Below are 14098 nucleotides of genomic sequence, written 5' to 3'. Positions count from 1 at the left end.
ACATTAGAGATGCTGCAATCTTGATCTGCTTTACAGGATTCGCCTGTTTTAGCGGCCGTCGCGGCATCATTACAGCAGTCTGGCATATCGGCATGATCCATATTACTCATGCTGTCGCCTTGCTCCATAGGGCAATTCATCTCATGGCTCTGCGCATAGCTAACATTGGCGAAAGCCAACGAAAAACAAAGCAGTAATAGACTTACTATGCGCATTTTTTTCAATAATACTTTTATATGTTTATGTTCAAACTAGACCTTAAGCACTTAATTTAAGTTTCGAGCAATCGCTGGTCATAAAACTAATCTGAACTATTCCTTATAATTTAACAAGCCGCAACCTAAGTGCATTCATGATTACGCTCACAGATGAAAGTGACATGGCTGCGGCTGCAAAGATTGGGGAAAGCAGTATGCCGAAAAATGGATACAGAACACCAGCGGCAATCGGCACCCCGGCAATGTTGTAAATGAAAGCAAAAAACAGGTTTTGTCTAATATTTCTCATGGTCGCTAATGACAACCGGCGTGCTTCGACAATACCCATCAGGTCACCTCGCAACAACGTAATACCGGCACTTTCAATAGCTACGTCTGTGCCGGTTCCCATGGCAATACCTACATCTGCCGTTGCCAGGGCAGGTGCATCATTGACCCCGTCGCCTGCCATTACCACAATCCGGCCTTCATCTTTAAGGCGCTGAATAATCTTGCCCTTGTCTTCCGGCAGGACTTCCGCTTCTACTTCATCAATATTCAGCTTGTGGGCAACTGCTTCAGCCGAGGTACGATTATCACCGGTCAGCATGACCACGCGGATACCCTCTTTTTGAAGTGCCAAAATAGCCGCTTTGGAAGTTTCTTTAACCGGATCAGCAATAGCAAGTAAGCCAGCAACGGTGCCATCCACAGCAGCAAAAATCACTGTAGCCCCATCCCTGCGAAGCGCCTCAGCTTCATTTTCAAAGTCTGTAATATCAACTGCTTCTGCTTCCATAAGCAGACGATTACCTAATAACACCCGCTTGCCATCAATCGAACCTGTGACCCCTTTACCGTTAGGAGAATCGAAGTCTTCAGCATCGGGCAACTTGAGGTCCATTGTCTTGGCTTTTTCTAAAATAGCGTGGGCTAACGGATGTTCACTGCCTTTTTCAATACCACCCGCAAAACGCATCAGGTCTTCTTCGCTTAGTCCATTCGCTGTAACAAGCTTGGTGACCTGAGGCTTTCCTTCAGTCAGTGTGCCGGTTTTATCTACCACCACCGTATCCACTTTTTCCATGCGCTCCAAAGCTTCTGCATCCCGAATGAGAACACCGCTTTGAGCACCCCGACCGACACCAACCATGATGGACATAGGGGTTGCCAGACCTAACGCACAGGGACAGGCAATAATTAACACGCTAACAGCTGCAATCAGCCCAAAAGCCATAGGTGGTACTGGACCCAAAAATGACCAAGCGATAAAAGCGATAACTGCTATGACGATGACGACCGGGACAAACCATCCCGCCACCTTGTCTGCTAATCCCTGGATTGGTGCACGGCTGCGCTGGGCGTTAGCCACCATCTGTACTATTTGGGAGAGCATCGTATCTCGGCCGACCTTGTCGGCTCGCATTACAAAGCTGCCTTGCTGATTAATACTGCCACCGATCACTTGATCGCCAGTTGTCTTCGTGACCGCCAACGGCTCACCGGTCACCATGGATTCATCTACATTAGATTTGCCCTCAAGCACCTCGCCATCCAGCGGCACCTTGTCTCCCGGGCGAACCCGAAGCCGGTCACCTACTTTAACCTTATCCAACGACACATCAGAATCAGTCCCGTCATCGTTCAGCTTTCTAGCGGTCGCTGGCGCGAGATCAAGTAAAGCCTTAATAGCACCTGAAGTCTTCTCTCGCGCTCTCAATTCCAGTACCTGTCCCAACAGTACCAAAACAACGATGACTGCAGCTGCCTCGAAATATACAGCAACAGAACCATCTGCCTGACGAAAGGCATCTGGAAAAATCTGCGGCATCAGGGTTGCCACCAGACTGTAGATCAGCGCTACGCCCGTACCAATGGCAATCAAAGTAAACATATTCAGATTGCGACTAATGACGGATTTCCAGCCTCTGACAAAAAATGGCCAGCCACACCAGAGAACTACAGGCGTTGCCAGTATCAGCTGAATCCAGTTAGATAACTGCGGCGCTACAATATGATCTAGTCCGGTCAGATGTCCGCCCATTTCAAGCACCAGCACTGGTAACGCCAGAACTAGGCCGATCCAGAACCGGCGAGTCATATCCGTGAGCTCTTCAGATGGTCCATCATTCAAATTGACTTGCTCAGGTTCAAGGGCCATACCACAAATAGGGCAATCCCCCGGCCCCTGCTGCCGGATTTCTGGATGCATGGGACAGGTGTACATCGTGCCCGGTGTTGCCGGCTGTTCTGGCTGTTGCTGGTCATTGAGATATTGCTGCGGATTTTGGTCAAACTTGGACTTGCAGTGTGACGAGCAGAAAAACCAGCTTTGAGAGTCATACTGGCTTTGGTGCTTTGCCGTGTCAGGCACCACGGTCATGCCACAAACCGGATCTTTTACAGTATGAACGTCATGTACCGGATGGTCTTGATGATGAGCATGCTGGTATTCAGACATAGTCATTGTATCCTTTTCGAGAATTTCAGATTTCAGTCACTGTGCTCATGCGATTTATTCTGGCTAAATGATCCAGACTTAACTGTATGTTTAAGAAAAACCTGCTCAACAACTGCGATAACAATCATCGTAGCAACTGCCACCCCAATCACAAACGGATCTGTATTCAGTTTTACCCAGACAAAGCCCCCTAACGCGAGCAAATCTAAAATAATCGCTGTCGTTGGCACCCATCTATTGGATTTTATATCATCACGCAAATAGCGTAGCACGCCCCAATGAATGGCAATGTCCATAATGAGGTAAAACACAATACCCAGTGCAGCAATTCGTGACAGATCAAAAAATGCCGTCAGGATAAGTCCCAAAGCGACAGTGTAGACCAACGTATGCTTTTGAATACTACCCGGCATACCGAAATGTCGATGCGGAACCAGTTTCATTTCCGTCAACATTGCCAGCATTCTTGAAACGGCAAAAATGCTGGCCAGAATACCGCCAGCAGTCGCCATCATGGCAATAGCAACCGTAAACCACACACCATATTCACCCAATGCCGGGCGCGCAGCCGCAGCAAGGGAATAGTCTTGTGTTTTGATGATTTCTGCCAACGATAAATTACTCGCCACAGCAAAACCGACCAAGCCATAAATGACCACACAGGCCGCGATAGAAATAACAATTGCGCGACCTACGTTACGTTTAGGATCTTTTACCTCAGAACCGCTGTTGGTAATGGTGGTGAACCCCTTAAAGGCCAGTATTCCCAGTGCCGTTGCACCAAGAAAGTTACCCATGGTTCCCGCTTCTCCCGGACTTGAAAAGTCAACTGAGATACTGTCTGCGATCCACACACCCACCAGCCCGAAAATAAGGATGCCGACAATTTTTAAAACACCAATGAAAGAGGCCGCACTTTGAATCAGGCGATTGCCTGAAAGATTAATGACAAAGGCAGCTAATATCAGTGAAACGCCGAGAATAGGCACCATGATACCGCTATCATCACCACCAAAAAGTTGCATGGTATAGGAACCAAAAGTACGTGCTAAAAAGCTCTGTGCGATCACCATTGAGAAGTACATCAGTAATGCATTGAAAGCTGTTGGCAACCTGTCGCCATAAGCTTTGTACAGATACATACCAATGCCACCTGCAGAGGGATAAGCGTTGGAGATCTTGATGTAGGAATAAGCGCTAAAGCTGACAATGACTGCAGCAGCAAGAAATGCCAGCGGGAACAACGTACCGGTCATCTCAGCCATTTGCCCAGTCAATGCAAATATACCAGCACCAATCATAACACCTGTTCCCAGCATAACCGTTCCAGCCAAAGTTAAACTACCTTCCTTATACTGGGGTGTTCTGTCTTCCTGATTATCCATGAATCCTCCGTTTTTATTGCCAACTAAAGGTCTGCGAATAAACTTAAAACTCAATTTGGAGCTATTATTTTAGGCAGCATTAATAATTTATTACTTTGATTCAGGCCAACCTTACATCTTAGCTTAACAAAAGACTCATTCTCATTATGAGCCTAAATATCCTGCAGGTTATCGAACAAAAAACATGATTCATATTTAAAGCTATCGATCCGCGAATTTTAAGGAGAGCATTACTAATTGACGATATGCGTAATTACTCAGTAAGGTTTGCTGTCAATATTTGATATTGTGCAGGTGTCAGTTCAGGTAATCGTTTTAGGAAAGCAACCAGATTCCATATTTGTTCATCAGTATGCCCTGGGCCCCAGGCAGGCATACCCGACCCTTTAATACCGTGTTTAATGATCCAAAAATATTGCCTGTCTTGGCCTTTTGATTCACCATGCCCTGAATGTTTCATTGTTAAGTTAGGAGGCTTCGGATAAAGGCCTTTGGTAAAATCTGTCTCGTTTTTGTCTGGCGCAAGATGGCAACTCGCACACATTGCGGCATAATCTGAACCGCCTCGCAGTAAACGTGCTGGCGTATCCAGATCTAAGGGTACTTCAATGTCTTGAGCCGCCCGACTAATTGAACGCTCGCGTAAAGTTTCCAGCACCCAAAAAGTAAGCTTGGTATGCTGATTATCTGCACCCATCGGGTAGAGACCTGAGTAGATAAACGCTATCCCTGTCAGCACCATCAACCCAGCTGCAACAGAAAGACACTTGATACATCGCACAAAACCAAAAGACACCATGTTTATTCCTTAATTTTAGTCATCCATTACTACTTGTGTTTGTGTTTAGCTGGCTCTTTTACCTCTGCCTCATCATGTCCGTCTGATGACATTTTCGTATCTTTACCCATACATTTTTGCATCATGGCCTGCATAACGGGATCATTCATATTCATTTTTGAATGATCCATCTCTTTCATCGCAGCACAGTCCGGTGTCTGCTTCTCATTCATATGCTCTTTTGGATCATGTGCCTGCGCAGTCAAAGTCAGCACCAGAGCTGGTAAAGCAATTAAATATAACAATAAATGACGTTTCATACGGCGACTCCTTAGTCGAGGTAAAACTATATAGAGAGATTAAAACCAGAACCTAATACCAGCAACATAGATAGTGTCGCTGTCATCATTACCATTTAGTTGGGCCAAATCTGCAGTTTCTCCAAACTTCTCGGTCCACTCAATACCGATGTAGGGTGCGAATTGACGTGAGAATTCGTAACGAAGTCTCATACCGATCGCAACATCAGACAGGCCACTGCCTATACCATTAACTTCATCTTTTTTACCATAGGCAGTCAGCTCTGCACGGGGCTGTAAAATCAGGCGTTGCGTAAGCAGCAGTTCATATTCAGCTTCTACTGATATTGCAGATCGACCACTCTCTCCAAGATAGGCAGTCATATCTAATTCAAACCAGTAGGGGGCGAGTCCTTGAACACCAAAAGCCAGCCATTGACGATTGTCGCCTTCATCGTACTGATCAAATCTCACGCCCAACTGAGTATCAAAAAAAGCACTGATAGCATGCGTCCACAATAAATCCGATTGGCTTTCATCTAACTTGCCATCGACCACGTCACCTTCAAGCTTGGCCGTAAATCGATTGTAGGTGCTGCCATACCAGCCCTGAAGGTCAAATATGACAGCATCATTATCTGCATCATATTCCAGTCGATCAGCTAAAAAAGATCCGAAATAATGTTCATCCATTAATTTCAGAACGCGTTTCTCTGAGAATGCATAAGGACCCTTAGTCAGTGTAAAACCATCTGAATAGGCATGTGGATCCCTTGCGTCTGATGGTGGTTGATTACTCCCCATATTCATCTCTGAATGATCCATGCCTTCCATATCATCTTTCTGCATTTGAGAGTGATCCATGCCTTCCATGTCATCTTTCTGCGTTAATGTTCTCTGTTCTGTCATAACCTCATGCTTTTTGATGACATCATCAGTCTGCGCCCACAGGGGGGAAATGATTAGAGACATTGAACAAGCAATAATGATCTGCCCAATTGCAGGAGCGATAGAATAATTTTTCATGACACCACCACTTCACGAAACATGCCTGCATCCATATGGAAAAGTAAGTGACAATGCCATGCCCATCGCCCCAGGTCATGAGGTGTTGTCAAAAAACTGATTCGTTGGGCAGGTTGTACAGGTATCGTGTGGCGACGAACTAGCACATTGCCCTGATCATCTTCTAAATCACTCCACATGCCATGTAAATGCATAGGATGGGTCATCATAGTGTCGTTTTGCAAAATGACACGTATACGTTGATTGTGCGGCAGATTCACTGGTGTACTTTTACCAAATTCAAGTCCATCGAAAGACCAACTGTACCGTTCCATATTTCCGGTAAGATGTAGTTCGATTTCCTGATCTGGTGGTCGTTTATCGTTTAATACCCCATCTACAGATCGAAGATCTGATAAGGTCAGCACTCTTCGTCCATTATCTCTTAAGCCAATACCAGGATCGTCTAAGTTTGTGCGAGGCATATCGACACGAGCGTCGACTGAAGGTCCGTACTCTGTACTGGCATGTCTAACCTGCTGAGATGGTATGGCAAGTGAATCATTTTGCTTGCCATGTTGGCTGTGATCCATCGCCATTTCACCATGATTCATTTCTGAATAGTTCATATTGCCGTTTGCCGAACCATGCTCCATTTCGCCCATCATATCGGTCATAGTGAGCCATTGAACCGGATCAAGTTCAGGTATGTCGCCGGTAAGGCCTTCCTTAATAGCGAGCGTTCCCAGCGCATAACCAGTGCGTTCCATACTCTGAGCAAAAACGGTATGTACATCATGTTGTGGTTCAACAATGACATCATAGGTTTCACCGGGACCAAAGCGAAACTCATCCACGCTTACGGGTTGTACATTCTGACCATCAACCTGAATTACTGTCATTTTCAGTTCGGGAATACGAATATCATAGAATGTATTACCAGCGCCGTTAATGAATCGTAACCTTATCCTTTCCCCCGGCTGAAAAAGCCCTGTCCAGTTACCAACAGGTGTTGTCCCATTCATAAGATAAGTTAATGTTGCCGAGGATAAATCGGCCAGATCAGTCGGGTTCATCCGCATCTGGTTCCACATTTGTCGTTTTTCAAATGCGCCTTTGAATCCCAGTTTTGAGACATCATTGAAAAATGATGATACGGTCGGCTGATTATAGTTGTATACATCCCCCTGAACTTTCAGCTTAGAGAACACGGACATAGGATCTTCATCAGTCCAATCAGAAAGCAACATTACGTAGTCACGATCTGCTGATATATGGTCCTTTGCCGAATCAGATTGCATTTCACGGGGCTCAATAATCAGTGCACCGTACATACCGGTCATTTCCTGAAAACCACTGTGAGAGTGATACCAGTACGTGCCGCTTTGCTTAAGTTTGAATTGGTAGACGAAAGTCTCGCCGGGTTCTATGCCACCAAAGCTGATGCCGGGTACTCCATCCATCTGGTATGGCAAGATAATGCCATGCCAGTGAATGGATGTTGGCACTTTCAGCCTGTTGGTTACCCGAATAGTAACGTCATCTCCCTCTCGTAAACGAAGTGTTGGCGCTGGAATGGATCCATTAATAGTTGTCGCTATACGTGTTACGCCAGTGAAATTAACAAGTGATTCAGCAACAGTTAAATCAATAACCTGCCCTGTCAAAACGGGAGCCGTGCCTCGGGTCGCTTGTTTGTTGGGATAACTTTCGGCGTTTAGCAGCATTGGAAAGGAAGCCAGCACACCGCCAGCTGCGATACCCTGCACAAATCGACGACGATTGGGATTAAAATTAAGGACAGGTTGAATTGGTAACTTCAATGTGGGTGCTCCAATTAAAACTTTCTATAAATGTTAATCCGCTGACTCTGTCATCTGGATGACCCGAACATTACAAAAATGTAATCCTTATGTAATTCTATGGTGCTTGTTGGTCTTTTAACCTTAGAAATGAATTAATTAACGGAGAACCTGCATGCGATTACTGCTGGTTGAGGATGAGATCAAAACAGGCAACTACTTACAGAAGGGGTTAACTGAAGCAGGATTTCAGGTCAATCTTGTTCGAAATGGCCTAGATGGTCATCATTTGGCAATGACAGAAGCATTTGATTTAATCGTTCTGGATGTTATGTTGCCGGATGTTGACGGTTGGCGCATTTTGCAGTCGTTACGTGAGGCCGAGCGCCACACACCAGTGTTGTTCCTAACGGCACGTGATTCTGTGGATGATCGTGTAAAAGGACTGGAATTAGGCGCCGATGATTATTTGGTTAAACCTTTTGCTTTTGCCGAACTGCTAGCCCGGATCCGAACATTATTGCGTCGTGGCGCTGTTCCAACCTTTTCTGAGCTACTCAAAGTTGCAGATCTCACGCTGGATTTGCCAAAACATCGTGTTGCGCGATCAGGTAAAAAAATCACCCTGAGTCACAAAGAGTTCTGCCTATTGGAGTTGCTGATTCGCCGCCAAGGAGAAGTACTCCCGCGCTCTTTTATCGCCTCTCAAGTATGGGACATGAATTTTGATTCTGATACCAACGTTATAGATGTGGCTATACGTCGTCTACGTGCCAAAATTGATGACGATTTTGAACCAAAACTTATCCACACGATTCGTGGCATGGGTTACAAACTTGACGTTGAGCCCATTGATGAACCCTTTTAATCATAAATCTCTTTCGCTTGCTGCAAGGGTAATGCTTTTCGTTGGCGCATCAATAGGTTTGAGCCTATTTATAATCGGCAACCTTGTGCTTGACGCTGTGGAACATCACTTTGTGGAACAAGATGCAGGTGAGCTTGCTGAAGTGAACAAGGCAGTGGTGAACGTGTTGCGAGCGCATTACAACAATCCATCACAGCTACGTAAAGCCCTATCCAGTGCTGTTTCTGGACATCATGGCGTCTATTATCAAGTACACGATCAGCAAGGTAGTATGGTTTTTGAAAGTGCTGGCGCAAACCTATCAGTACTAAAAAATAGCCTTCATCAGGTTTCAGAAATCAATGCCAGTGACCTTCGAGTCTGGCATGAGGACAACAAGAACTTTCGGGGTGTTCTCACGCACAATTCGATAGCGGGTCAAAACTACTTGGTTCTTACCGCCATTGATATTGATTTTCACCTTCAATTTTTGCATGAATTTCGTCTAGACTTATGGTCAATGATGATCCTTGCTTGGCTTATGACCCTATTGGCTGCTTGGTATGGCGTCCATAAAGCACATGAGCCAATAAGAAGGCTTTCGAACAAAATGGGTGATATACAAGCAGATCGTCTAGATATGCGAATTGCCCCCTCCGTTGTCCCTTCGGAATTAAAAGACTTGGTGTCTTCATTCAACCACATGATAAGTCGACTTGAAGAAAGCTTTAATCAGCTTTCACATTTTTCAGATGATATTGCACATGAGCTACGGACACCACTCACAAACCTCATCACCCAGACGCAAGTTGGCTTAGGCAAATCCAGAACGCTCGAAGAATACCGTGAATTACTTTACTCAAACTTAGAAGAACAAGAACGTTTAGCAAAGATGATTAATGACATGTTGTGGTTAGCAAAAAGGGACCATGGTTTAATCAAACTTGAACAAACACCGCTGGATTTATCCGATGAAGTCAGTAAATTATTTGGCTTTTTTGAAGCTTTAGCAGAGGACAAAAATATAGTACTAAGCTTGGAAGGCCAGGTGCAGCAAATTCAAGGCGATAAAGCCATGTTACGCAGAGCAATTTCTAATCTACTTTCCAACGCCATTCGTTATACGAAATCTGGGGGATCAGTACTAGTTCGACTGAAAAATTTCTCAGACAACGAGGTTTCCCTGACAGTTGAGAATCCTGGGCCTGAAATTCCAGTTGAACATTTGCCATATCTCTTTGACCGTTTTTATCGAGCAAATCCTTCTAGGTCAAGACAAGGTGAAGGTGCCGGTCTTGGTCTCGCCATTGCTCGTTCGATTATTGATGCCCATGGTGGGCGGGTAGAAGTCACATCTAAAAGCGATAAGACTGCATTCATCATCTATTTACCCACGACGATTAAAGCTATTCAATGATGGTTGGGATATGTCGGTGGTTATTCCTATCAGCGACATTAAATATAATGTGATTAACAATTTCAGATACTAGATAAAGCTTCACGCAGCTTCAACACTTTTACTTATTGGAGTGGCATTTTTTTACCGTTTGTAGAGCATACGAACTATATTCTGCCCTACCTGCCTTTGTTAATTATTCTTTTGTGTTCACGATTTCCTTTGCTTATTACAAGGATTATGGAAGTCTCAGGCAGAATGTTCATCCTGTTTAAACTATAGAGGACGTCCAACAAAGGGGCTTTAAGCAGGCTGGTAAAGATTGCAATAACGGTCACTAATCAAACTAAACACCTATGATTTAAAGTTAACCGTTGGACATTAATATAACGTGTTCCGACAGAGGAGAATCAATGAAAAAAATCGATAGTTCTCAAGAGCAGACAAGATCACAACGGCTAAACCATCACTGTACCTGCGTTACTCTAGATTGGTCAGCGATTATTCGCGATCTCAACAACCAATTGGGCGATAACGCTGAAGGCATCCTGTCTACATTGGGCATGCGCCAATTCTTCTCAAATGCCGCGATTTTTGTTCCAAGTTCTGATCTTGAACAAATGCAGGCGATTGTTCAGGCAATCGAATCCGCTGCTTCACTTGCAGAATATCAGCAACAGATCATGTCTTGGGCACCTAAGAGTGCACGGCATAATCCCGGTCCAGTAGGCGCTTTTATGGGCTATGATTTCCACCTCAGTGAGGATGGTCCTCGTCTTATCGAAATAAATACCAATGCCGGTGGCGCTTTTCTCAATGCCATCCTGACTCGCGCTCAACTAAAATGTTGTAGCGGCAATACACAGGCGTCTTGGGCAAAAGATTTCGATGAAGCAGTCATTGCGCAATTTATAAGTGAATGGCGGGCCCAGAGAGGTAGCGGACAACCTGAGCGAATTGCAATCATCGACGATGCACCGGAAGAACAACATCTCTATCCGGAGTTCAAACTCGCGCAACAGCTATTCATCCAACATGGCATTGATGCCGTCATACTTTCACCAACGGATCTCAAATACGAATCAGGAGTCTTGTATGGTGATAATCAGAAAATCGATTTGGTTTACAACCGTCTGGTCGACTTTGGACTAGATGCACCTGAACATGCTGCTTTGCGTTTTGCTTGGTTAGAATGTGGAGCAGTTATCACCCCGAATCCTTATACACACGCCCTATTTGCTGATAAGCGAAACTTGGCCTTAATGTCAGATCAGCAGACTCTACTAGATTGGGGGTTAAGTACTGAAAATGCTGAACTTTTAAAAAAGGGTATTCCCCACACCATTCAGGTTACCGCCCATGATGAGCAATCACTCTGGCAACAACGGCGGCAGTGGTTTTTTAAACCGGTGGCAGGTCATGGCAGCAAGGGTGTCTATCGCGGCAGCAAGCTGACCAAAAGCACATTTGCACGTATTCTTGAAAGTGATTATGTTGCACAGGCCTATGTGCCACCCTCAGAACGTGTTGTGATGGTTGATAACGAACGTGAAATGCTTAAGGTTGATGTGCGATTGTATACTTACCGAGGGGAATTATTACTTGCTGCAGCAAGACTTTATCGAGGTCAAGCTACCAACTTACGTACACCGGGTGGTGGATTTGCACCTCTACTTTTGCAGCAAAGTTAGAAGAATGTGAATCAACATCTCGGCGTAATTGTTTATCGAGCCGCATCACCAGCCGGAAGAGTTTATCGCCCTCATAAATCAGCCCCAGATCCTGACCGCCAATGACCATTTGCTAGGCATTTTGTAAGGTTGCAATGTCCAGTCCCAGCAGGGTCAGATGTTCTCGCTGCGGATTAATTGATAACATCGGCAAACTGGTCACTTGTTCCATGCGCACATCTTTAGCGCCACTAATCTGTGCAACTGCTGCGGATGAAACGTACTCAGAGTCAGAACTATCTAGGAGGCAGACTCCGCCAGATAAAATATTTACGTTAATAGTCGTTTTTATATGTGGTTTTTGTTTATTAGGATATACAGACGGTATTTGTGTATTCCCCAACACAGAAGTACTTGTCCTCACACATTAAATTCTTATTAAATTTATGACTGTGTCTGTTGAGCTAAGCGATGGAGCTTTCATGCAAGTCATAATTTACTTCTCGGGAGTGTGTTAAATCAGGTATTGCTATGTTTATGGAGAAACAACAGTTAATTTGAGATTAATCTTACCAAGGAAGAACTCCTGAATTAACGCATCATAATAAATTTTTTTAAGTGAAGGAGTTGTGCATGTCAACAATTTATTCCAATAAGACGAATAAAGATAAGTCATTGGATGTAGTTCCAAAATATCTTTCACTTTAATATGAACGGGGCCATCTTCAAAATCGAGTATAAACGTTGCTAATAGAGGGGATGAATTATCCATATAAAGCTTAAGATTGGTTAAATTTGTATTTTCGTTCGCCAAAATTTCAATCACTGGTAAAGGGAAGGATTAAGTCAATGGCTTCTTATGACACTAAAACAGGAAGAAAACCATCTTACAACAAAGAAAATGTTTCCTCCTTAAGGGTTAAAAATTTAATTTCGTTTATTGATAAACATGGAGGAATCGCTGATTTCACCAGAAAATTTGGTGGTTCAGAGGGTACCCTGTCAATGATGCTGAGGGAAAGAAAAAGCTTTGGTAATCTTGCAGTAAGGCGTATGGAGAAAAAAGTTGGCCTCCCAGAAGGCTGGTTTGATTCCTGACACAATGACAGTAGTAAATTCAAATAATAATTTCAATTCGGATTATTCCACTAAAAACCGATTCTTAGGTTTACACATTTGAGTCTCTCTCAATAACAAAAATAGTTCCAGAGCCAAAAAAATGGGGAATCTGCTTTTAGCTTCATCTCAAAGCGGAAATTCTAACCCGATCTGATAATCAAGTTATTCCATTAAAACGATTATCTTTCTAAAAAATCCATATGAAGTAAATAAGCTAAATCTACCTGCCCCTGATCCACGGTCATTGGATCCGTTATCAGGGATCGATTCACGGTCAGTTGATCAGTTATTTGTATTGGTGCACGGTCACCTGTTGCTTATAAATCAACGGTTAGCAGATAGTATAGTAAAAATATAACCCATTGATATATATGAATTCATAGGGTCAACTCATCAGTTGCGCGACACCTCACTTGAAAATAGAATGGACGCATTTGTCATGCTTTTTTGCACAGCCTGGGAACAGCTACTCAAAGCAGTATTAATAGAAAAGCATGGAGAAGAAACAATATATCGGAAGAACCCGAAAAGCGGACTGAAAGAGACAATCTCACTAAGAGCTTGTTTGAGCGTATTGTATGAACCTAGCTCTAATGTTAGGAAAAATATAGAGCGTATTGCGTCTATAAGAGATAGCGCTGTACATCTCCTGATGCCTGAGATTCAGGGTATAACATCAAGACTATTTCAGTCAGGTGTATTGAACTTTACATCTGAATTTGAGATTTATACTGGCTCGCCAACATCCTCGCGACTTATTTGATGTGCGTATGTTACTTGGCAGTGAAGGGATTTCGAGAGAGATTTTGGTGGGTTTTTTAACCTATACATTAAGTCACCCTCGTCCTATTAATGAAGTCATGTCGCCAAACTGGCAGCCTCTGAATGAGAAATTTCAGGCAGAATTTGACGGAATGACTTTTGAAAAAGTTGAATGCGAAGACTTAGCCTCTGTTAGGTATACGATGTTAACTTCGTTGCAAAAACATTTCACAGAAAGGGATCATGCCTTCCTCATGTCATTCAAAAGAGGGCAACCTGACTGGACATTGTTTGACTATCCTAATGCAGCAGACTTGCCAACGATTCGTTGGAAGTTGCAGAACATTAACAAATTGTAGTGGTCAACTAATTCCGGA

At 44.0% G+C, this 14098-nt stretch carries 11 protein-coding genes and 1 pseudogene; 6 read left to right on the top strand and 6 right to left on the bottom strand.

From position 1 onward, the window contains the following. Window positions 1-318: 318 nt before the first annotated feature. The 6 genes from B3V56_RS00695 to B3V56_RS00670 all read right to left on the bottom strand — a co-directional run bounded on the left by B3V56_RS00695 (window position 319) and on the right by B3V56_RS00670 (window position 7948). Window positions 319-2658: a heavy metal translocating P-type ATPase gene (locus tag B3V56_RS00695; RefSeq protein WP_286304728.1), complete on the bottom strand. Its 2340-nt coding sequence runs from the start codon at window positions 2656-2658 to the stop codon at window positions 319-321. 32 nt (window positions 2659-2690) lie between these two features. Then, window positions 2691-4043 (bottom strand): APC family permease, encoded by a 1353-nt coding sequence (locus B3V56_RS00690; RefSeq protein WP_284722615.1) that lies wholly within the window; start codon window positions 4041-4043, stop codon window positions 2691-2693. A gap of 253 nt (window positions 4044-4296) precedes the next feature. After that, a complete protein-coding gene (locus tag B3V56_RS00685; RefSeq protein ID WP_284722614.1) occupies window positions 4297-4842 on the bottom strand; it encodes a c-type cytochrome in 546 nt (181 codons plus the stop codon). Between the two features lie 29 nt (window positions 4843-4871). Continuing rightward, window positions 4872-5141: a hypothetical protein gene (locus B3V56_RS00680; RefSeq protein WP_226069897.1), complete on the bottom strand. Its 270-nt coding sequence runs from the start codon at window positions 5139-5141 to the stop codon at window positions 4872-4874. A gap of 39 nt (window positions 5142-5180) precedes the next feature. Then, the gene (locus tag B3V56_RS00675) at window positions 5181-6146 is read right to left on the bottom strand and encodes a copper resistance protein B (RefSeq protein WP_284722613.1); all 966 of its coding nucleotides are present in this window, start codon (window positions 6144-6146) and stop codon (window positions 5181-5183) included. Beyond that, the gene (locus B3V56_RS00670) at window positions 6143-7948 is read right to left on the bottom strand and encodes a copper resistance system multicopper oxidase (RefSeq protein ID WP_289283856.1); all 1806 of its coding nucleotides are present in this window, start codon (window positions 7946-7948) and stop codon (window positions 6143-6145) included. The genes B3V56_RS00675 and B3V56_RS00670 overlap by 4 nt, the downstream gene beginning before the upstream one ends. Before the next feature lie 154 nt (window positions 7949-8102). On the opposite strand from B3V56_RS00670, the gene B3V56_RS00665 reads away from it, so the two are divergent. From B3V56_RS00665 to B3V56_RS00645, 6 genes and pseudogenes are all read left to right on the top strand, one after another. After that, window positions 8103-8795 (top strand): heavy metal response regulator transcription factor, encoded by a 693-nt coding sequence (locus B3V56_RS00665; protein ID WP_284722611.1) that lies wholly within the window; start codon window positions 8103-8105, stop codon window positions 8793-8795. Then, on the top strand, window positions 8782-10191 hold the full coding sequence (locus tag B3V56_RS00660; RefSeq protein ID WP_289283855.1) for a heavy metal sensor histidine kinase: 1410 nt from the start codon (window positions 8782-8784) through the stop codon (window positions 10189-10191). The genes B3V56_RS00665 and B3V56_RS00660 overlap by 14 nt, the downstream gene beginning before the upstream one ends. Before the next feature lie 392 nt (window positions 10192-10583). Next, complete coding sequence (locus B3V56_RS00655) at window positions 10584-11861, top strand: hypothetical protein (protein WP_289283854.1); 1278 nt, start codon at window positions 10584-10586, stop codon at window positions 11859-11861. Between the two features lie 828 nt (window positions 11862-12689). Continuing rightward, complete coding sequence (locus B3V56_RS00650; protein ID WP_284722609.1) at window positions 12690-12938, top strand: hypothetical protein; 249 nt, start codon at window positions 12690-12692, stop codon at window positions 12936-12938. A 445-nt stretch (window positions 12939-13383) separates the two neighbouring features. Then, window positions 13384-13722: a DUF3644 domain-containing protein gene (locus B3V56_RS14705; RefSeq protein WP_414673645.1), complete on the top strand. Its 339-nt coding sequence runs from the start codon at window positions 13384-13386 to the stop codon at window positions 13720-13722. After that, window positions 13697-14077, top strand: a pseudogene (locus B3V56_RS00645) (nucleotidyl transferase AbiEii/AbiGii toxin family protein); the annotation flags it as partial. The gene B3V56_RS14705 and the pseudogene B3V56_RS00645, both read left to right, overlap by 26 nt. Window positions 14078-14098: the final 21 nt, after the last annotated feature.

It is taken from the genome of Methylophaga sp. UBA2513 (assembly GCF_002341285.1).
Lineage (GTDB): Bacteria > Pseudomonadota > Gammaproteobacteria > Nitrosococcales > Methylophagaceae > Methylophaga > Methylophaga marina.
The sequence above is the reverse complement of the archived record's forward strand: the minus strand, read 5'-3'. Positions and strand labels throughout refer to the sequence as shown.